Origin of the sequence: Gemmatimonas sp., assembly GCF_041689975.1 — a bacterium.
Classification (GTDB): Bacteria; Gemmatimonadota; Gemmatimonadetes; order Gemmatimonadales; family Gemmatimonadaceae; genus Gemmatimonas.
The window spans coordinates 15,154-34,541 of record NZ_JBDNFF010000036.1; the positions used below are offsets into that span (position 1 = coordinate 15,154).

Sequence of the window (19,388 nt, forward strand, 5' to 3'; positions counted from 1 at the left end):
TTTGCGCGTGCGATTTGTTTTAACGCTTGAGGATGTCACATGAGTGAAGTGCCACAGCTCGACCTGTACGACGTGCTGGTGATCGGTGGTGGTCCGGCCGGTGCCACGGCAGCGCACGAACTCGCGAAAGCGGGCCGTTCGGTGATGCTGCTCGATCGCGCCGGGCGCACGAAGCCCTGTGGGGGCGCGGTACCGCCCCAGCTGCTGCGGGACTTCGATGTGCCGGAATCGATGATGGTGGCGCAGATCGACACGGCCCGCATCATTTCCCCGACGTGGCGCACCGTGGATATTCCGGTGGGCGATGGGTATGTGGGCATGGTCGACCGCGACGTGTTCGACGAGTGGCTCCGTACGCGGGCGGCCAACGCCGGCGCCGAGCGACATGTCGGGACGTTCACGACCTTCACGCGTGGTGCCGATGGCATCCCGGTGGTCAGCTACACCGACGGTCGCTCACGGGCCGGTGAAACGCGCCAGGTACGCGCCCGGATGGTGATCGGCGCCGACGGAGCGCTCTCTCCGGTGGCCCGCCAGTGCATCCCGAATTCGCACAAGGCCAAGCACGTATTCGCGTACCACGAAATCGTGAAGTCGCCGGTGGCCGGCCAGGAGGCGAATTTTGGAGCGGCCCGGTGCGACGTGTACTACCAGGCGCCGCTGTCCCCCGACTTCTACGCCTGGGTTTTCCCCCATGGCGCGACGACCAGCATCGGGACAGGTACATTACAGAAGGGGTTCGGACTGAAGGATGCGGTCGCCAAACTGCGCAAGGATACGGGGCTCGATAAAGTGGAGACGATCCGCAGGGAAGGCGCGCCGATCCCGATCAAGCCGCTGCCGCAGTGGGACAACGGCCGCGACGTGGTCTTGGCAGGTGATGCGGCCGGTGTGGTCGCACCAGCCAGTGGAGAAGGGATTTTCTACGCGATGACCGGCGGTCGGTTTGCCGCCGACGCGGTGTTGGAAGCATTGGTGACCGGCAATACGAAGGCGTTGCGCCGGGCACGTCGCCGCTTCATGCGTTTGCACGGGCCGGTTTTCTTCGTGCTCGACGTGATGCAGACATTCTGGTATCGTAACGACAATCGTCGTGAGCGCTTCGTGGCGATCTGTCGTGACAAAGATGTGCAGGAACTCACGTTCGACGGCTACATGAACAAGCAGCTGGTGAAAGCCAAGCCACTCGCCCATGTGAGAATCTTCTTCAAGAATCTCGCGCATCTGACCGGTCTCGCGACCGCGTGAGCACCACCCCCGAGTCCGCACTCCGATGCTGATATCGATCGCGATCGATTTTCGTCAGGCCGACGTCGCCACGCGTGAGCACTTCCATTTGTCGGAAGAGCGTCTCACGCAGTTGTATCGCACGGCCCGAAGCGAAATCGTCACTGAAGCGGCGCTGATCTCCACCTGCAACCGTACCGAGTTGTACGCGTGGGTGGACGGTGATGAGCCGGCCGTCGTCGACCGGGCCGTGCAGGCGCTCGCACGCCGATGGATGCGCACGCGCACCGAAGGCGACGAACTGCTGCGCACGGCCACGCGACGTGTCGGTGAAGAGGCGGCGCGCCATGTGGTGCGCATCGCCGCCGGGCTCGAATCGCAGGTGCTCGGCGACGGACAGATTCTTGGTCAGCTGAAGGCAGCGTATAAACGCGCATCGCGCGGCCACACCGCTGGTCCGGTGTTGCATCGCCTGTTCGAGACGGCGCTGCGCGCCGGCAAGCGGGTACAAACCGAAACGTCGTTGACCGCAGGTCGCAATTCGGTCGGAGCCGAAGCAGCGATCACGGCCAGTCAGCGCTTCGGGAATCTCGAGAATGCGCGCTGCCTCGTAGTCGGTGCCGGTAAGACAGGCGCCCGCGCCACGAAGCAACTCCACAAGCTCGGCGCGCGCGATCTGGTCATCGTGAACCGCACGTTCGTAACGGCGCAAGATCTGGCCAAGTTCGTGGGCGGCCGCGCCGCCCCGTTCGAGACGCTTCATGTGGAAGCGGCGATGGCGGACGTGGTGATCGTGGCCACGGGCAGCGAAGTTCCGGTGATCACCGCCGGCGGTCTGCAGCGTGCCCGCGAAGCCTGTGCGGCCGCGGGCTACGCCCTGCTGCTGATGGATCTCAGCTTGCCGCGCAACATCGACGCGCGTGTCACGGAGCAACCCGGCATTACGCTGGTCGATCTCGATACGCTGCATCAGCCGATTCTCAGCGCGGAGATGATGCGTCGCGATGCGGTGCCGGTGGCGAACGAGATCTGCGAAAACGAGATCAGCTCGTTCATGGACTGGATCGCGAACATGCCGGCCCGCGATGCGATCAAGCCGTTGCGTGCGGCGCTCGAAGATGTGGCGCGCCGAGAAGTCGCCTTTGCTTCGAAAGACGCCGGCATGGCCGAGCGGGCCGCATCGCGCATCGTGGCGAAGCTGCTGGCTGGTCCGATGGCGGCGCTGCGGCGCGCCTTGCAGCGTGGTGAACCGCTCGACGCGCAGGCGATGATGTTGCTCGAAATGTTCTCCCCGGCCAATGCTCAGGAGCCACGCGCCATTCGTACGCCGCGCGCCGCCGCGCCCAAGCTCGCTGTGGAGCACGCGCCCACGCCGCATATCCCCGTGCCGCACGAAGCGCCCCGCGAACGTCGTCCTTCGATGGTGCTTGCACCGGAGCAGTTTACGTGAGTTCTACGCCCGCCCCGTCGTCACCGGTGAATGATCTGCTGTTGCGCGCGCTCCGACGGGAATCCGTGGAGCGCCCCCCAGTGTGGATGATGCGCCAGGCGGGACGGTATTTGCCGCAGTATCGCGCCGTCCGCGCGAAGTCGGACTTCCTCACCATGTGCCGGACGCCCGAGCTTGCCGTCGAAGTGACGCTGCAGCCGCTCGACCTCGTCGGTGTGGACGCCGCGATCATCTTCAGCGACATCCTGGTGATCCCGGAAGCGATGGGCATGCACCTCACGCTCGATGAGGGCGTTGGCCCGCAGTTCCCTTCCCCGCTCCGCTCGCTCAAGGATCTCGACCAGCTGCACGCCATCGATCCACAGGAGCATCTCAAGTACGTTCTCGACGCACTCAAGCTGGCCCGCCGGGAAATCGATGGTAAAGTTCCACTGATCGGATTCGCCGGCTCGCCGTGGACGCTCGCCGCGTACATGGTGGAAGGCAAAGGCACAAAGCAGTTCGCCGTCGCCAAGCGCATGCTGTACGAAAACCCCGAAATGGCCCACACGTTGCTTGGCAAGATTGCCGATGCGGTGGGTGAGTATCTTGTGGCGCAGGTCGGAGCTGGCGCGCAAGTGGTGCAGCTGTTCGAATCGTGGGCGGGTGCCCTCGGTCCCGAGGAGTTCCGCACGTTTGCGCTGCCCTATCTCGCGCGGTGCGCGCAGAAGGCTCGCGAAGCGGGTGCGCCGGTGATCGTGTTTGCGCCGGGTGCCGGTTGGGCGTTGGCGGAGATCGCCGCGGCCACGAATGCCGACGCGATCGGCGTGGACTGGCACACCTCGCCGATGGATGCGCGCCGTCAGCTCGAGCCGTTCCGAGTGGCGATGCAGGGGAATCTGGACCCGTGCGCGCTGTATGGACCGCCGGCTGACATTCGTCGGCGCACCCATGCCATGATCCGTGCGTTCGGTCCGGTCGGACACATTGCGAATCTCGGACACGGGATCCTTCCGGATGTCTCTCCCGATCATGCGCGCGCCTTCATCGATGCCGTGAAGGAGTTCAGATGGACGGAGGAGGAGATCGCGGCGGCCCAGAGCCAGCCGGCGGCGTGGACGACCCAGCTGGCGGGGGCGCGATGAGCGCGGCGGTGTTTCCGACGAACGTGCCGAGCGCGGCCCCCGTGGTCGCGACGCGTCGCGCGGAAGCCATACGCTGGATCGCCGGCCTGCATGACGAGCTGACGTCGTTCTTCGGTCGTCTCGATCGTGGCGGCACATTTGCCGAAGATCGTTGGGAGCGTCCCGGCGGTGGCGGCGGTGTGGCCCGCGTCATGACCGATGGCGTGACGTTCGAGAAGGCCGGCATCAATCGCTCGGCCGTGATGGGCGAACTGCCGGAACTCGCAGCGCGCCGTCTTGGTGGACAAGGGGCCGCAGCCGGCGCAACGCACTTTTTCGCGACGGGTGTAAGCTTGGTGGTGCACCCGCGGAGCGCGAAGGTGCCCACGGTGCATCTCAATGTGCGCTATTTCGAGCTGACCGACGAGCATGGTAATCTCACCGACTGCTGGTTCGGCGGCGGTACGGATCTCACACCGTTCTACCCGCACGCGGAAGATGGCGTCACCTTCCACCGCGCGCTGCACGCAATGGCCAATCGCCATCACGCGCGGTTCTATCCTGACTTCAAGCGGTGGTGCGACGAGTATTTCGTGAACGTGCATCGCGACAACGAAGCACGCGGCATCGGTGGCATGTTCTTTGATCATCTGCGCCCCGACGACGCCTCGCACGGTCTTGATCACGAGGGTGTGCAGGCGTTCGTGAGCGACGTGGCCCGCGTGTTGCGGCAGGCGTACGAGCCGATCGTGGAGCGTCGTCGCGACGAGTCGTTCAACGAGGCCGAACGGGAGTTCCAGCTCGTACGGCGTGGTCGTTACGTGGAATTCAACCTTGTACACGATCGTGGCACGATTTTCGGCTTGCAAACGAACGCGCGCGTGGAAAGCGTGCTCATGAGCTTGCCGCCACTGGCGATGTGGCAGTATGCCCCTCGTTATTCCCCCGAGTCCTTCGAGGCTCGTCTGGTGCGTATGCTCGAGCCTCGCGACTGGGTCACTGACGTCGCCGGAGAATGATTTATGCGTGCGCTGGCTGACCATCGCGACATCGTGCCGCCTACCGACCACGATGCGGGCGACCACCGTTCGGTCGCAGTCGTAGGAGCAGGCATCACGGGACTCGTGGCCGCGTATGAGCTACGACGGCGCGGGGTGAACGTCACGTTGTACGAAGCGAGCGGTTACGCCGGCGGTGCCATTCGCACTTCGCACATCGATGGGTTTCTCGCGGAGCATGGCCCCAATTCGTTCGTGACCTCGGCCCCTGTCGAAGCGCTGCTCACGCAGCTCGACCTGCAAGACGATGTGGTGGAAGCGAATTCCCAAGCCAACCGCCGCTACGTTTTGCGTGACGGCACGTTGCAGTCGTTCCCGATGACGCCGCTGGCCATGCTGGGCACTCGTCTCTTTTCGCTCAAAGCGAAATTGCGCGTGCTGTTGGAACCGTTGGTGCGCAGACGAACCACCGACGCCGACGAATCGATTGCCTCATTCGTGCGCCGCCGGCTGGGACACGAAGTACTCGACTATGCGGTGGATCCGTTCATTTCGGGGATCTTCGCGGGCGATACCGAAGCGCTGAGCATGATGCACGCCTTCCCGCGGGTGTTCGACCTCGAGCGGAAGCACGGATCGCTGTCGGCCGGTCTCATGGCCACACGTGGACGGATGCCTTTGGCTCCCGCGAAAGCGTCGGATGGCTCGGAGGCCTCAGACGCCGACCTCACGCCGGCCGCGGAACCCACGCGCGCCAGGCTGATTTCGTTCGTGGATGGGATGCAGACCCTCACCGACGCCCTCGAAGCATCGCTGTCGGGTACTCTACGCCTTGGATGCCCGGTGCGCCTGCTTCACCGCGACGAAGGTCGGTGGGTCGTCGAGTCCGGTCAGGAAGGTCTGTCACGCACCCGTACCGTCGACGCGGTGGTCATGGCCACTCCGGCGCACGTACTGGCCGCGATGGAGTTGCCCGCTGGCTTGCGCAAGCACGCGGCGTTGGTCGAGCGTGTCGAGTATCCGCCGATGAGCGTGCTCACGCTGGGGTTCGAGCGGGCCGACGTGTCCCATGCGCTCGACGGCTTCGGCATGCTGATTCCGTCCAAGGAGAAGCGCAGCATACTTGGTGCGCTCTTCAGTTCGTCGCTCTTCCCCTCTCGCGCCCCCGATGGCACCGTGTCCATCACCTGTTTCGTCGGTGGCGCCCGCATGCCGGACCGTGCGCGTGAAGACACCGATCTGCTGGTGGAGCGCGTGCTGATCGATCTGCGTCAACTACTTGGTGTGCGCGGCGAGCCGATCTTCGCCAAGCATGTGTACTGGCCGCGGGCGATCCCGCAATACACTGTGGGTTACCAGGCCGTGAAGGACGCCGCCGACGAGACGGAGTTGAATAATCCGGGGCTCTACCTTGCGGGCAACTACCGGAACGGCGTGTCGGTAGGCGATTGCATGGCCAGCGGTCAGCAGATCGCCGGTCGGGTGGCGCGCTACCTCACTCGAGCGAGCTGAAGGGCGCGGCGTTCCTGCATGTCCGTACTCGATCTCCTCTGTATCGCGCCGCATCGTGACGACGCTGAACTCACGTGCGGTGGCACGCTCGTCAAGGCGGTCGACGCTGGCCATCGCGTTGGGGTGGTCGACCTGACCCGAGGGGAGATGGGCACCAAGGGTTCGGCCGAACTCCGCGCCGCCGAGGCCGCTGCCGGCGCGCGCATCATGGGGCTGCACGTGCGCGAGAATCTCGAACTCCCTGACGCCGGGATCAGCAACACCGACGAGACGCGTGGCCGATTGGTACAGGTGCTGCGGCGGCTGCGTCCGCGGGTCGTGATCATTCCCGCACTACGCGGTCGCCATCCCGACCATCGTCGTACGACCGAACTGGCGCGCGACGCCTGCTTTCTGAGTGGACTCGCGAAGTACCAACCGGGCGATCACCCGGCGTTCCGTCCGTTCAAATTGCTGCACGTGGTAACATACCGGGAAGACGCCGTGAAGCCGTCGTTCGTGGTCGACATCAGCGCGCAGTTCGCGCGTAAACTCGAAGCGATCATGTGCTACGGTTCCCAGTTCGACGGGACCACGCAGGCCGGCGAAGTGTATCCCAACGGGGAACCACTCCACGACATCGTGACTCATCAGGCGGCGCACTACGGCTCGCTGATTCGCGTGCAGTACGGCGAGCCATTCTACACCGACGAAACCATGCAGATCGACGACGTCACCACACTTGGCGTCTCCACGTTCTGAGCACGTCTCCCCTCCGCCGACACGTCCCATGAGTGAGACCACATCCGATCAATCGCCGCACGGCGCGCACGGACACGGTGCGTCAGGCATCGACTACGACAGCTACCTGCGCCTGACGGAGCTACTGGAGTTACAGACACTGCAATCGTCGCCCGAGCATCCCGACGAATTGCTGTTCATCGTCGTGCATCAGGCGAGTGAACTGTGGTTCAAGGTGCTGCGCCACGAAATGGACACGATGATCACGGCGCTGGAAGCGTTCGACACGATGCGGGCGCTGCTCGCCGTGCAACGCGTGAACGTGCTCACCGAAATCGTCGCGCAACAGCTCACGGCACTCGACACGCTGCCGCCGCAACGCTTCGCGCAGTTCCGTGGCTATCTGGGTTCGAGCAGCGGTTCTCAGAGTGCCCAGTTCCGCGCGATCGAAGCGACCGCCGGCTTGCGCGACCCGCACTTCCTGGCGGCGATCACCGAGCATGGCGAGCCACCGGCGGTGGTAACGGAGGCGCTGGCCCGTCCGGTGCTGCAGTCGTTGGTGCTGGCGCTGATCGCGCACGAGCAGATGGACCTCGCCGAGTTGTACATGGGTCCGGGACCGACGCCGCTGTTCCTGCTGGTCGAGGGGCTGCTGGAGTTCGAGCAGCGGTTCGCGCGCTGGCGCTTTCTGCACGTGCAGTTAGTGGAGCGCATCATCGGTCCCGGTACCTTCGGCACCGGCGGCACACTGGGCGCGAAGTATCTGTCGCGCACCATGAGCCATCGGTTCTTTCCGGAGCTGTGGGCGGTGAGGGCGCAATTTTATGGAAAAGCGAAGTAAGGGGTGGGGAGTCGGGAGTATGGGGTAGCATGTTCTACGATATCAGCGTCCCGTTTTCTGCTTCCACGCCGCCGTGGCCGGACGACGTGGGATTTTCGTGCGGGTGGACGTGCCGACGTGAGGAAGGCAGCAGTGTGAACCTGGGCGTGCTGTCTACCAGTGCGCATGTCGGCACGCACGCTGACGCGCCGTTGCATGTGCAGTCGTCATGGCCGGCGTCGGAGTCGTTACCGGCTTCGGTGTTCGTCGGTGAGGTGCAGTTGGTGGCGTTGCCGGCTGATTTCGACGCGGCGATGGACATCACCATTCCGGTGCTCCGTGCGCTGCTGGGCGCGCATGTGCCTACGCGCGTGATCGTGCGCACGGGGCATTCCGTGGCTGGTGGTGTGTTTCCGGAGGCGTGGCCGGCGTTGACGGCCGACGCGGCGACGTGGCTGGTGCAGCATGGGCTCACGCTCTTGGGCGTGGATGCGCCGAGTGTGGACCGCCGTACGAGCACGGAGTTGCCGGTACACAACGCCATCTTCAGCGGTGGTGCGTTCGTGCTGGAGAATCTTGCGCTCGATGTCGTGCCGGTGGGGCGCTACGAGTTGTTGGCGCAGCCGCTGGCGGTGCACGGTGCCGACGCCGCACCGGTACGGGCGTTGCTGCGGGCCATGCGGGAGTCGTGAGGCGCGTGGCGGCTACGGCTTTTTGAGCCGATCGAACTGCTCCGTGACCGACTCCGGAAGCAGCAACGCATCGGCAATTTGCGCGATGCCCTCGGCCTCGGCCCACGCGCGCTCGAGCAACGCCCGCTCTCCTTCGAGCGCCACGCGTTCGGCGTCTTCGTTGATCGCCATTTCAAAGGCGAGGCGCGCCGCCACGGGGATCGCTGAGAGATCGCCGGTGTCGCCGAAGGTACTTCTGGCGGCCCATTCACGGCGCATACCGGCGGCCCACTTGCCGAAGCGCTCGGGGCCGCCGGCCTGCTCGATGAGCGCGACGCCATCGGTGATCACGGTGCGACGCGCGCCTCCACGATTGATGAGTGGCATAAGGCGACGGAGCAACGGCACCGCATCAGCGCCGTGCAACTGCACGCGTCCGATCTCGTTCTTTCCTTCCTGCTTGCGTGCCATTGTCCAGTAGCCGCCGTTACGCACGGTCGGATCTGGGCCGCGATAGTGCGCGGCGTATCCGATATCGATGGCCCATCCGGCGGCACGATCGCTGGGCACGATGCGCGGGTTGCCGATGGGCATGAAGCGGCCGCCGTCGGGATGATCGATCGGCTTCTGCGCCATTCCCGCGGCAGACAAAAGGCTGATCATATTCGCGACGTGCATCAGCGGCGCGAGCGCAGCGAGCCCGATGCCGCTGGCCACAGCGCCACTCACGATCAACCCGGCCGCGGCCGTGACGCCAAAACCGGTGGCGATCGCCTTCACGCGGCGCCGTCCGAATTGATCACCGTAGCGCCACGCGGCGAACTCCGGCCGTTGCGGTTCACCGATGCGCACGAGCTCCGTGCCATCGGCCAAGCGCGCGAGTCCGATGTGGTCGGTACTCACGCGCACCCGCGTTTCACGAAAGGCGCGCTCACTCTGCTCAATCGCTTCCCATCGCTCGTCGAACGGCGTGAGGTTCCAGCGCTCGCAGCCGCGACACACCACCCAGAGCCGACCATGGCGCGCATCGAACGCGATACGGCGCCCGATGGGCAGCGCTTCGATCGCCTCGTTGGCACCCAGCGACTTCCGACAGTGGATGCAGGTGGAGTACATCAGCGATCCCGCATTCGGTCGAGCTGATCGTCGATCGACGCTGGTAGGAACATGTCATCGGCGATCTTGGCGATCTGCTCGGCCTCCGCCCACGCGAGTTCGAGCGCGGCGAGTTCACCATCCATCGCGCGCCGTTCGCTTTCCTCGTGCAGCGCCATCTCGAGCGCGAGGCGATCGCGCGGCGTGAGGCTGTGCAGCGTGCCGGGGAGCTTCTTGATGACATCTCGCTTGTTGGCATAGAACCCCCACTTGGTATCACCGACTCCCCAGCGCTCATCGGTCGCAGTAGCGCCTACGCGCTGCTGCACCGCGGTGAGCACGCGCAACGGATCGCCGATTTCTTCGAGCAGCGACACGGCGTCCTGCACCTGCACGCGCGATCCGCCGAAGCGATTGACCGTGGGCAGCAATCGCGCCGCCGCTTTCATGGCGTCATCGCCAAGCAGCAGATGCGAGCCCGCGACCGACTCGAGACGCAATTGCAGCGGGCCGCCAGCGGTGCCGCGTTCGAGTGTGCTCATGCGCGCATGTTTGCGTTGCACATCGACTACTTGCCCATCGGGCAGCGCGATCTTACCAATCGAGACACTCTGGCGCCCGTTCACGAGTGCGTCCCACAGGTTACCGTTCGCATAAAATCCGGCGAAGCTGCCCACGCTCACTCCCACGGCGACCATGCCGCCCACCAACGCCACGGCGCTGCCGACGACCGTACCCGTGATCAGCATCTGCCGCTTTCGACGTGTGCCGAACTGGTCGCCGTATCTCCACGCCGCCATTTCTGGACGCTGCGGCTGCCCGATGCGAATGAGGTCGACGCCCTCCTTGAGCCGGGCCAGTCCCACATTGTCGGTGCTGACACGCAGACGGCTGTCGCGGAAGCGGCGCTCCATGGCCTCGATGGCCTCCCATCGCTCCTCCAGCGGCGAGAGATTCCACCGGTCGCAGTTGCGGCACACTACCCAAAGGCGCCCTTTGGCGGCATCAAAGGCCAGCCGGGTACCCACGGGAAAGGCCTCGAAGGCCTCGTTCCGGCCAAGATCGGTGGTGCAGTGGATACAAGTGGTGAACATTTTCCCTTAAATTACAGGGATGACTCAGCACGTGTACCTGGATCACGCCGCCACCACGCCGGTGCGCGACGAGGTCATGGCCGCCATGACGCCCTACTTCGGCGCACGTTTCGGAAATCCCTCCAGTGTGCATCGCTGGGGCCGTGAAGCCCGCGTGGCCCTTGACGAGGCCCGCGAGCGACTGTCCGCGTGTCTTGGCGCGCATGCCGACGAGGTCTGCTTCACTTCGGGAGGAACCGAGGGCGACAACTTCGCTATCCTTGGCGTATTCCGTACGCTTCGCGCGCAGGGTCGCAACGCCGCACTCACCACCCCGCTCGAGCACAAGGCGGTGCTGGCGGCGGTGCATCAGGTGGCGCACGAAGGCGGCGAAGAGCGCCTCGTGCGGGTCACGCGCGACGGCCTCGTGGAGATGGCACACTTTGCGGAGCTGCTCGATGCGCGTGTCGCAGTGGCCAGCGTGATGTGGGTGAACAACGAAGTGGGTGTGCTGCAAGACGTGCCCGCGTTGGCAGCACAGGCCAAGGTCGCCGGGGTCACGTTTCACACCGACGCCGTGCAGGCCTTCGGTAAAGTGCCGATCAATGCCAGAAACACACCGTTTGATCTGCTCACGATCTCAGGACACAAGATCGGCGCGCCCAAGGGCATCGGTGCCCTGTTCATTCGTCGGGGCACGCCGCTCGAGCCGATGTTTCACGGCGGCTCACAGGATCGTGGTCGGCGTCCGGGCACAGAGAACGTCGCCTTCGCCGTGGGACTCGCCACGGCGGCTGAACTGCTGTTGGCCGAGCACGAAACCGAGCATGCACGTCTGTCCGCCCTGCGCGCGACACTGGAGCAGGGGCTGCGCGAGCGGATTCCCGACGTGATCATTCACGGCGACGGCGTGCCGCGCGCGCCGCATATCACGAACATGTCGATCCCGGGCACCAGCAGCGAGTCGATGCTGATGGCACTCGATCTGCGTGGCATCGCCTGCAGTGCGGGATCGGCCTGTCAGAGCGGTAGTGTGTCTGCCTCGCACGTGCTGAGCGCGATGGGAGTGTCGCCTGACCTCACGAACGCGGCGCTGCGCTTGTCGCTGGGCTGCATGAGCACGGACGCCTGTGTACAGCGCACGCTCGATGTGCTCACGACGCTGGCCGAGAAGGCGCGTGTGGGCAAAGCTGCCAGCGCGGCCTGCATGTTCGAACCTGTCGAGTTCTGAGTCGGTACATGACAAGTGCGTCGGTGCACGGCCTGTTGCCGCCGAAGGGTGAGCGGGTACTCGTAGCCATGAGCGGCGGCGTGGACTCGTCGGTCGCCGCCGCGGTGCTCGTGGAAGCGGGCTGCGACGTAGTGGGTGTCACGATGAAGCTGCACGAGGATGGCAAGGACATTCCCGACCGTCCGTGCTGCTCGTTGGACAGCACCAGCGACGCGCGACGCGTGTGCGAGAAGCTGGGCATTCCGCACTATGTCACGAATCTCGTGGACCGCTTCGGTCACGATGTGCTCAACGACTTCGTGCAGGAATACGCGCGCGGCCGCACGCCGATTCCCTGCGTGCGCTGCAACACGTTCACGAAGTTTCGCGACCTGCTCCACAAGGCCGACGACATCGACGCGCCGTGGCTGGCCACCGGCCACTATGCACGCATGGGCGCGTTGGCGGACGGCAGCGACGCGCGGGTGATGTTGCGTGGACTCGATCCGGCGAAGGATCAGAGCTATTTCCTGTGGGGCATCGAGCGCCCGGTGCTCTCACGGCTCGTGCTCCCGGTGGGCAATCAGACGAAGGCGGAAACGCGTGACATTGCGCGACGTTTTGGACTACGTACTGCGGAAAAGCCCGAGAGTCAGGATATCTGTTTCGTACCCGACGGCGATCATGTGCGCGTGCTCTCGGAGCAGCTTGGGGCCGATGCCCCTGCCCTGTCGGTCGGTCCGCTGCGTCTGGTGAGTGGCGAAGTGATCGGCGAACATCAGGGTTTTGCGCGCTACACGATTGGCCAGCGGAAGGGGCTACCGGGTGGTTTCGCGGAGCCGATGTTCGTGGTGGAGATCGTGCCGAGGGAGCGCGCCGTGGTGATCGGGCCGCGCGAGGCACTGCTGGGGCGTGGCCTGGAAGCGCGTGAGCTGAATTGGCTGGTGGAGCCGCCAGTGGTCGGCGCGCAGGTGCAGGTGCAGGTGCGCAATCGCGCAGCCGCTGCGCCGGCCACGATCGTGCGGCTGTCTGGTGATGTGATCGAACTCGCGCTCGACGAACCGGTGCACGCCATCTCGCCGGGCCAGTCGCTGGTGATCTACGACGGCGATATCGTGCTGGGCGGTGGCGTGATCGAGCGCGGCATGCGCACGGCGCCGGGTCGTCGATTACCGGTGTTGGCGGCGTAACCTGGTCGTCGCTTCGACTGCCGCTGCTGAACAGATCACACAGAGAAAAGGAGGGCGAATGCGTTCAGTCTCCAATCTTCTCTTTTTCTCCTATTCTCTTTTTCTCTGTGCGATCAGTTCACGATGTCAGTGATTCACACTGGCCTTGCCGGAAGCTCCCCCGCCGGCACGGTCATCACGGCCACGAGCATATCGGCGGTGACGTTCAGCAGCGTCTTGAACATGTCGGGCAGCGTGTCGAGCGCGATCAGGATGCCGATGCCTTCCACGGGTAGGCCGATGCTCGTGTACAGCGGGACTTGCAGTAGCATACCGCCGCTCGGAATACCGGGCGTGCTAAAATTGAGCACCACGCTGCTTGCCGCGACCAATGCGATGCTGGAGAACGGCAACTCGATGCCGTACAGCTTCGCCACGAACAGGGCGCCGACCACCCAGTAGATCGCGCTCGTGAGCTTGAACACCGACGCGCAGAGTGGCAGCACGAACCCGGTGGCCGTCGCCGGCAGGCGCAGCACATCGGTGGCGCCCTTCACCATCGCGGGTAACGATGCCAGTGAACTGCGCGTGCCCATACCGACCACCTGCGATGGAATCAGCGCACGCGCGAAATCGCGCAGCGGTACGCGACGCGTGACGCCCATGACCCCATACAGGGCGGCCGTGGCGATCAGGTGCAGCACGATCACCACCATGAAGTAGAACCCGATGGCGCCGAGCACCGATGTGCCGAGTTTTTGTCCGAGTACCGTGGCCAGCGCGAGAATGCCGATGGGGGCGATCGCCAGCATCCAGCGCACGACCACCAACATCGTGTCGGCCATTCCGCGGAAGAACGCGAGCTGTGCGGCGCGCGGCCCCTCGCTCACTTTGCCCAGCGCGAATGCATACAGCAGCGTGAACAACACGACCGGCAGCAACGTGCCGTCGGCCGCGGCCTTGATGGGATTGAGTGGAATCAATCCGAGAATCCACGTGCGCAACGACAACGCATCGGCCGGCGGGATATCGATCGACGCGGTGGCGCGAAGTCGAGCGGTGGCGTCCGGATCGAGCACCAGGGTGTCGAACCAGAGCGGCGATACGGCGGCGGAGAACATGGCGCATGCGATCGCCAGCCCCAGCATCCAGGCGAACGCTTTTGCGCCCACGCGGCCGGTGACACTGGTATCGCCGCCGCCCGCCACACCCACGATCAGCAGCGGCACCACCAGCGGAATCACCGTCATGCGCACCGCGTTGATCCACGCCGTACCCACCACATCCAGCACCGCGATCAATCCGCGGGTGAACGTGGAGGGCGAGGCGTCACGCGAGAGCCACATGCCCAGCGCGAGGCCGAGCAGCAGACCGAGCGTGACCTGAACGGCCTGCGATCTCAGCGGATGGCGGCGGCGGGGGGTATCTGAGGAAACGGGAGCGGCGGACATGCGCGCGAACCTACTTCGGCGGGCTCCACGGCGCGAGCAGTCACTTGGGACAACCGGCCGGCACCTGTCCTCGAGCAGCTCGCGGACTATCGGCCGGGGGGCAGCGGCCACGGCGTGCTAGAAGCCGAAGCCCGCCGACCAGGTGATGACCTGCTTGCCGTGTGACGACGCCCCGACCCCGTCACCGAGTCGCACGTAGTAGCCCAGCTCACCACCGAGGGCGAGCAGCGGCCAGAGATGCACGGCGCCGCCCACGTAGGTGCGACGCGCGGACGCATTGAGTGGATCACCGAAGGTACGGATGATCCCGCCGGTGATCGCAGTGCCGGTGCCCATCGAGCCGAACGACTTGGCGAGCCCGAGGGACGCGCCCGCACCGCCCAGACCGACCTTGGCCACGGCCAGGGCGCAGAGATCGAGGCGATCGCCTTCGTAGACCATGCCGCCGCCATACGAGAGCGCCCATTTGAACGGCGCACCGTAGGTTATTCCACCCATGCACTGATCGAAGCGCCATCGCATTTCAGGAGTGCTCTGCGCGGTCGGTGCGGTGGCGCCGGCGGGTGTGGGCGCCACTTGCGCGTACGCGACGCGAACCGATGCGGCCGACGCAACGGTGCACACGGCGAACGCCAACGCCGCCGCAACCAATCGTACGGGACGCATCAGAACTTCATCCCGGCAGCTTCGGCGAACTCACGCATCGCCTTCTCCTGTGGTTCGGTGAGCGCGTCGGGGACGGTGATGGTGACTTCGACCAGCAAATCACCCTTCTTACCGTCCTTTTCGATCCCCTGCCCGGTGATCTTGAAGCGCTTGCCCGCCGACGTGCCGGCTGGAATGCGAAGGGCGACCTTCTTGTCGTCGAGCGTCTTGACGTTGATCCGAGAACCGAGCGTCGCCTGTGCGATGTTGATCGGCACCGTGGCGACGAGATCGAGTCCTTCACGCTTGTAGAAGCGATCGGGTGTCACCGTGAACGTGATCACGAGATCGCCCGCCAGACCACCCGAGGCGCCTTTGCCACCCTGACCGCGCAGTCGAACCTTCGCGCCCGTTTCTGCACCCGAGGGCACCGAGATCAGCACTTTGCGCGACACACGCGTGTTTCCCGCACCACGGCAGGTGGGACACCGCTCCGTGGGCACGCTGCCACGACCGGCACACACCGGGCACGGGCGATTCACCGCGAAGCTACCCTGCCCAAAGGAGATCACGCCGCGGCCACTGCATTCGCCGCACGGACGCAGCTGCGCGCCGGGGGCGGCCCCGTTGCCGTTGCAGGTGGCACACTCTTCGTTCACTTCAATGTCGACCGGCACCTTGCCGCCGACCGCAGCCACACGGAACGGTACGTCGACCGATTGCTCGATAGACTGGCCGCGCTCGGGTCCGCGTGCCTTCTGACGCCCAGCACCGGCGGTCCCGCCAAACATCGACGAGAACAGATCGCCGAGGCCACCGATGCCACCGACGTCGAAGTCGTTGAACGTACCCGCACCCGGCTGACCGGGACGCGCGGCGCCCGACGGGCCGGGACGTGACGAAGCACGTGCTCCGCCGAAGCCGCTCATGCCGCCGAAAGCGCCGAGGCGACGCATGTCGTCGTATTCCTTCCGCTTGTCCTTGTCGCCCAAGACGTTGTGCGCCTCGGAGATTTCCTTAAAGCGTTCGACGGCCTTGGGGTCGTTCTGGTTGGCGTCGGGATGATGCTGCTTCGCCAGTCGCCGGTACTGCTTCTTGATCTCGTCGGCGGTTGCCGTGGACGAGACGCCGAGCACTTGGTAGAAATCCTTTCCGTTGGCCATGCTCACCGCGCCCTCAGGCGCCAGTCCACTGCTTCACCACCACGCGCGCCGGACGGAGCACGTGGCCATTGATCACGTAGCCGACCTGAAAGCAGACCGCGACGAGGCCGTCTTCTTCGGGCTGCGACGCCGGTGCGGTACTGACCGCTTCGTGCATGGCGGGATCGAACGGATGACCAGTGGGGTCGATCACCTCGAAGCCGTGTCCGGAGAGGGACTTGAAGAGCTTTTTTTCGACCAGCTGCATGCCATCGATCACCGCTTTGGAGTCCAGCGTGCTGGGGTCGACGGCGGCAAAGCGCGTGATGTCGTCGAGCCCGTCGAGCAGGCCGCGCACGAGTTCACCTTGCGCGCGCCAACCGGCTTCCTGCCGCTCTTTTACGGCACGACGGCGGAAGTTGTCGTATTCCGCAGCGAGTCGCAGATACTTGTCTTTCTGCGACTCGAGCTCGCGCTGAGTCGACTGCAGCTCGTCGCCTCCTTCAATGGGCGGCTGCACGGTGGCGGCTTCTTGCGTGTCCATCGGATCCATGTGTTCTACCGGGGCGTCAGACATCGAGTCGGTCATGTTGTGCGTACGGGAGTCGTCGGCGAAAGTTTGCGAGCATTTCACGAGGTGGTGCTCACGGCATACGTCAAAGAAAAGGACAGATGGGCGTGCGCGTCAGCCCCGCGCGGTCCATCCGATGGCATCCTGATCGCGGTCGAAGGCCCGACGCAGACGGTCGAGCGCCAACTGGGCCGTTCGGTACCGGATTTCCGACCGGTTACCCGGCAGGATGGCACGTACGGCATGAACCTCGCCATCGAGATCGACCGCCACCCAGACGGTACCCACGGGCTTCTCGGGAGTGCCGCCGTCGGGACCGGCGACGCCGGTGATGCCAATACCGATGTTGGTCCCGAACCGGAGTCGGGCGCCGGTGGCCATGGCACGCGCCACCGGTTCACTGACGGCGCCGTGGGTGTCCAGGTCGCTCTGTGAGACCCCGAGCTCGCGCACCTTGACCTCATTTGCATAAGCGATCGTTCCGCCCTTCACGACCCTGCTGGAGCCCGGCACGGCCGTGAGGCGCATCCCGAGCAAGCCACCGGTACAGCTTTCGGCCACCGCGAGCGTGAGCCCGCGCGCGGCGCACTCGGCCAACATGAGCGCGGCGAGATCGTCGTCGCCTTCGCCGTAGATAAAGCGGCCCACTTTTTCGCGCACCAACAGCGCGGCGGCCGTGAGCGCCGCTTCCGTTTCGCGGGCCGGGAGGGCGTATGACGTGAGCCGCAGGTCCACGCCCTCGTTGCCGGGGAGATAGGCCAGCGAGAGCCCATTCACGCCACGGGCCAGCTCCCCGAGTTTATCGGCCAGCGCCGACTCGGCGATATTGGCGGTGCGCAGTGTGCGCGCCCGGATCACGGGGCCACCGATGGGCAGGCGGTCACGGAGATGTGGGATGACCGTGTCGGCAAGCATACCGCGCATTTCACGAGGCACGCCGGGGAGCATGGCGACCCAGCGCTGTTGCGCGTCTTCCAGCCAAATGCCGGGCGCAGAGCCGTGGCGATTGGGCAAAATAGTACAGGCCTCGGGCACCATGGCTTGCTGGTAGTTGCTCGCGGGGAGGTCGTGGCCGAAGCGCTTGAGCCAGCGCTCCTGGAGCGACGCGAGGATGGCCTCGTCGAGGACCATACCGCGCCCGAAGATGGAGGCGATGGCGGGTTTGGTCATGTCGTCGGCGGTGGGGCCGAGGCCGCCGGTGGTGATGACGGCGCCGGTGCGGTCGAGGGCATCACGCACGGCTTGGGCGATGGCGTCGGCATCGTCACCACAGGTGGCGCGACGCACGATGCGCACACCGAGGGCGGCGAATTCGCGTGCGATGTGGGCGGCGTTGGTGTCGATCGTGAAGCCGAGGAGGAGCTCGTCGCCGATCGTGACGATTTCGAGGTTCATGGGGGGAATGTAGCGGCCCTGCGCGGTCTCGTGGATCGGATGGAGCGTGGCGAGGGTGCGGGGTGTGCGGACGGATCTGTTTACAGCTCATCGGAGGAACGGGGGACACGGAGAACTGCGGTTCCGCGTTCCTCCGTGCCTCCGTGGGTCCGACGAGCTTTGGCCGTTTGTTTTGCCGCGCTGACACCCCGCTGACGCCCCCGCGCATGTTGTCGCCATGTCACTCATTCCCGTACACGCCGAAATCACCGGCTCCATCGTGGACACCGCCATCCATTTGCATCGGGATCTTGGGCCGTCGCTGCTGGAATCGACGTACGAAATGCTGCTGCTCGACGAACTCGAACGGCGAGGTCATACGTGCAAGCGCAGGTCGTGGTCCCGCTGATCTATCGCGGCCGCTTGATCGAGAAAGCGTTCCGCCTCGATCTGCTGGTGGACCACGTGGTCGTTATCGAGGTCAAGAGCACGGAGCGCAGCGCGTCGGTGCACCGGATGCAGGTGCTCACGTATTTGCGGCTGATGAGACTGCAGGTGGGGCTGGTACTCAACTTTGGATTCGAGACCATGAAGGCCGGCATTGATCGCGTGTACAACGATCGGGTGGTGCCGTAAGCGGTCGCGTGGTTACGCGGTTATCCGTGTGCCCCCGTTCGTGCGTGCACTCCGACAAGCTTTTGTGCGGTCTGTCTGCGTGCGTCTACGTGTCGGCGTGGGCCAAGACTCCCCTCATGCCAACCGAACCACCTGCCTCCCATACCGCCGCAAATACAGCCACAAACTCCATACCGTCAGCACCACCGCGCCGATCATGCTCGTGACGCCCACGAATCCAATAAAGTACGCGAATACCCTCCACGCGCCGTCCCCTTCCCACCCCTCGCGACCGGCCAGCGTAGCGGCGAAGAACCAGAAATACGCGGCGCCCAGCCAGATGCTCTGAAAGGTGGTCTTCCACTTGGCCGGGCCGATGGCGGCGATGACCAAGCCGCGACGCGCGGCGACCTGCCGGAACACGCTCATGAAGGCCTCGCGACCGAGTACCACCAGTACGATCCACAGCGGCAGCGACACGGCGCCGAAGGGGGTCTGAAACAGCAGCGGTGTGGGCTCCGGCATGGTGCCTTCGGGCACCA

18 protein-coding genes and 1 pseudogene are annotated in these 19,388 nt (G+C 65.1%); 11 read left to right on the top strand and 8 right to left on the bottom strand.

Annotated elements, in window-relative coordinates; translation table 11 throughout:
- Positions 1 to 39: 39 nt before the first annotated feature.
- The 8 genes from ACESNG_RS02715 to ACESNG_RS02750 are packed head-to-tail and all read left to right on the top strand — an operon-like array spanning position 40 to position 8,522.
- Positions 40 to 1,248, top strand: a complete 1,209-nt coding sequence (locus ACESNG_RS02715; protein ID WP_373060390.1) for a geranylgeranyl diphosphate reductase — start codon at positions 40 to 42, stop codon at positions 1,246 to 1,248.
- Between the two features lie 25 nt (positions 1,249 to 1,273).
- Positions 1,274 to 2,677, top strand: coding sequence for a glutamyl-tRNA reductase (hemA, locus tag ACESNG_RS02720; protein WP_373060392.1), 1,404 nt, complete (start codon positions 1,274 to 1,276; stop codon positions 2,675 to 2,677).
- Positions 2,674 to 3,801: a uroporphyrinogen decarboxylase gene (gene hemE / locus ACESNG_RS02725; protein WP_373060394.1), complete on the top strand. Its 1,128-nt coding sequence runs from the start codon at positions 2,674 to 2,676 to the stop codon at positions 3,799 to 3,801. The genes hemA and hemE overlap by 4 nt, the downstream gene beginning before the upstream one ends.
- Positions 3,771 to 4,799 carry an oxygen-dependent coproporphyrinogen oxidase gene (gene hemF, locus ACESNG_RS02730; RefSeq protein WP_373067696.1) on the top strand — a complete coding sequence of 343 codons (1,029 nt, stop codon included), beginning with the start codon at positions 3,771 to 3,773 and terminating at the stop codon, positions 4,797 to 4,799. The genes hemE and hemF overlap by 31 nt, the downstream gene beginning before the upstream one ends.
- Positions 4,800 to 4,802: 3 nt before the next feature.
- On the top strand, positions 4,803 to 6,290 hold the full coding sequence (gene hemG / locus ACESNG_RS02735) for a protoporphyrinogen oxidase (RefSeq protein ID WP_373060398.1): 1,488 nt from the start codon (positions 4,803 to 4,805) through the stop codon (positions 6,288 to 6,290).
- 18 nt (positions 6,291 to 6,308) lie between these two features.
- Complete coding sequence (bshB1, locus tag ACESNG_RS02740) at positions 6,309 to 7,031, top strand: bacillithiol biosynthesis deacetylase BshB1 (protein WP_373060400.1); 723 nt, start codon at positions 6,309 to 6,311, stop codon at positions 7,029 to 7,031.
- Positions 7,032 to 7,059: 28 nt separating this feature from the next.
- Positions 7,060 to 7,851 carry a tryptophan 2,3-dioxygenase family protein gene (locus tag ACESNG_RS02745; RefSeq protein ID WP_373060402.1) on the top strand — a complete coding sequence of 264 codons (792 nt, stop codon included), beginning with the start codon at positions 7,060 to 7,062 and terminating at the stop codon, positions 7,849 to 7,851.
- Between the two features lie 29 nt (positions 7,852 to 7,880).
- Positions 7,881 to 8,522: a cyclase family protein gene (locus ACESNG_RS02750; RefSeq protein WP_373060404.1), complete on the top strand. Its 642-nt coding sequence runs from the start codon at positions 7,881 to 7,883 to the stop codon at positions 8,520 to 8,522.
- Positions 8,523 to 8,534: 12 nt separating this feature from the next.
- Here ACESNG_RS02750 and ACESNG_RS02755 read toward each other — a convergent pair whose 3' ends face one another.
- Together ACESNG_RS02755 and ACESNG_RS02760 are read right to left on the bottom strand one after the other, a co-directional pair.
- Positions 8,535 to 9,617 carry a hypothetical protein gene (locus ACESNG_RS02755; protein WP_373060406.1) on the bottom strand — a complete coding sequence of 361 codons (1,083 nt, stop codon included), beginning with the start codon at positions 9,615 to 9,617 and terminating at the stop codon, positions 8,535 to 8,537.
- Complete coding sequence (locus ACESNG_RS02760) at positions 9,617 to 10,690, bottom strand: hypothetical protein (protein ID WP_373067699.1); 1,074 nt, start codon at positions 10,688 to 10,690, stop codon at positions 9,617 to 9,619. The genes ACESNG_RS02755 and ACESNG_RS02760 overlap by 1 nt, the downstream gene beginning before the upstream one ends.
- Before the next feature lie 19 nt (positions 10,691 to 10,709).
- Between ACESNG_RS02760 and ACESNG_RS02765 the strand changes: the two genes are divergently transcribed.
- Positions 10,710 to 11,900, top strand: a complete 1,191-nt coding sequence (locus ACESNG_RS02765) for a cysteine desulfurase family protein (protein WP_373067701.1) — start codon at positions 10,710 to 10,712, stop codon at positions 11,898 to 11,900.
- An 8-nt stretch (positions 11,901 to 11,908) separates the two neighbouring features.
- Positions 11,909 to 13,069 carry a tRNA 2-thiouridine(34) synthase MnmA gene (mnmA, locus tag ACESNG_RS02770; RefSeq protein ID WP_373061306.1) on the top strand — a complete coding sequence of 387 codons (1,161 nt, stop codon included), beginning with the start codon at positions 11,909 to 11,911 and terminating at the stop codon, positions 13,067 to 13,069.
- A gap of 134 nt (positions 13,070 to 13,203) precedes the next feature.
- Here mnmA and ACESNG_RS02775 read toward each other — a convergent pair whose 3' ends face one another.
- From ACESNG_RS02775 to ACESNG_RS02795, 5 genes are all read right to left on the bottom strand, one after another.
- Positions 13,204 to 14,499, bottom strand: a complete 1,296-nt coding sequence (locus tag ACESNG_RS02775) for a dicarboxylate/amino acid:cation symporter (protein ID WP_373061304.1) — start codon at positions 14,497 to 14,499, stop codon at positions 13,204 to 13,206.
- 117 nt (positions 14,500 to 14,616) lie between these two features.
- Positions 14,617 to 15,165, bottom strand: coding sequence for a hypothetical protein (locus tag ACESNG_RS02780; protein WP_373067703.1), 549 nt, complete (start codon positions 15,163 to 15,165; stop codon positions 14,617 to 14,619).
- Positions 15,165 to 16,307, bottom strand: a complete 1,143-nt coding sequence (locus ACESNG_RS02785) for a DnaJ C-terminal domain-containing protein (RefSeq protein WP_373061310.1) — start codon at positions 16,305 to 16,307, stop codon at positions 15,165 to 15,167. Before ACESNG_RS02785 ends, ACESNG_RS02780 begins: the two co-directional genes overlap by 1 nt.
- Positions 16,308 to 16,320: 13 nt before the next feature.
- Positions 16,321 to 16,920: a nucleotide exchange factor GrpE gene (locus tag ACESNG_RS02790; RefSeq protein ID WP_373061300.1), complete on the bottom strand. Its 600-nt coding sequence runs from the start codon at positions 16,918 to 16,920 to the stop codon at positions 16,321 to 16,323.
- 51 nt (positions 16,921 to 16,971) lie between these two features.
- A complete protein-coding gene (locus tag ACESNG_RS02795) occupies positions 16,972 to 18,252 on the bottom strand; it encodes a competence/damage-inducible protein A (RefSeq protein ID WP_373067705.1) in 1,281 nt (426 codons plus the stop codon).
- 217 nt (positions 18,253 to 18,469) lie between these two features.
- On the opposite strand from ACESNG_RS02795, the pseudogene ACESNG_RS02800 reads away from it, so the two are divergent.
- Positions 18,470 to 18,867, top strand: a pseudogene (locus ACESNG_RS02800) (GxxExxY protein).
- A gap of 114 nt (positions 18,868 to 18,981) precedes the next feature.
- Here ACESNG_RS02800 and ACESNG_RS02805 read toward each other — a convergent pair.
- Positions 18,982 to 19,388 (bottom strand): CDP-alcohol phosphatidyltransferase family protein (locus tag ACESNG_RS02805; RefSeq protein WP_373067708.1); only part of this gene is annotated, 407 nt, incomplete at its 5' end.

Excerpts from the sequence above, each read along its gene's own strand:
- ACESNG_RS02775 (WP_373061304.1), bottom strand. The coding sequence starts at position 14,499 with ATGTCCGCCGCTCCCGTTTCCTCAGATACCCCCCGCCGCCGCCATCCG.
- ACESNG_RS02755 (WP_373060406.1), bottom strand. The coding sequence starts at position 9,617 with ATGTACTCCACCTGCATCCACTGTCGGAAGTCGCTGGGTGCCAACGAG.
- ACESNG_RS02780 (WP_373067703.1), bottom strand. The coding sequence starts at position 15,165 with ATGCGTCCCGTACGATTGGTTGCGGCGGCGTTGGCGTTCGCCGTGTGC.
- ACESNG_RS02765 (WP_373067701.1), top strand. The coding sequence starts at position 10,710 with ATGACTCAGCACGTGTACCTGGATCACGCCGCCACCACGCCGGTGCGC.
- ACESNG_RS02785 (WP_373061310.1), bottom strand. The coding sequence starts at position 16,307 with ATGGCCAACGGAAAGGATTTCTACCAAGTGCTCGGCGTCTCGTCCACG.
- bshB1 (WP_373060400.1), top strand. The coding sequence starts at position 6,309 with ATGTCCGTACTCGATCTCCTCTGTATCGCGCCGCATCGTGACGACGCT.
- ACESNG_RS02715 (WP_373060390.1), top strand. The coding sequence starts at position 40 with ATGAGTGAAGTGCCACAGCTCGACCTGTACGACGTGCTGGTGATCGGT.
- ACESNG_RS02750 (WP_373060404.1), top strand. The coding sequence starts at position 7,881 with ATGTTCTACGATATCAGCGTCCCGTTTTCTGCTTCCACGCCGCCGTGG.
- ACESNG_RS02745 (WP_373060402.1), top strand. The coding sequence starts at position 7,060 with ATGAGTGAGACCACATCCGATCAATCGCCGCACGGCGCGCACGGACAC.
- ACESNG_RS02760 (WP_373067699.1), bottom strand. The coding sequence starts at position 10,690 with ATGTTCACCACTTGTATCCACTGCACCACCGATCTTGGCCGGAACGAG.
- ACESNG_RS02795 (WP_373067705.1), bottom strand. The coding sequence starts at position 18,252 with ATGAACCTCGAAATCGTCACGATCGGCGACGAGCTCCTCCTCGGCTTC.
- hemA (WP_373060392.1), top strand. The coding sequence starts at position 1,274 with ATGCTGATATCGATCGCGATCGATTTTCGTCAGGCCGACGTCGCCACG.
- mnmA (WP_373061306.1), top strand. The coding sequence starts at position 11,909 with ATGACAAGTGCGTCGGTGCACGGCCTGTTGCCGCCGAAGGGTGAGCGG.
- hemG (WP_373060398.1), top strand. The coding sequence starts at position 4,803 with ATGCGTGCGCTGGCTGACCATCGCGACATCGTGCCGCCTACCGACCAC.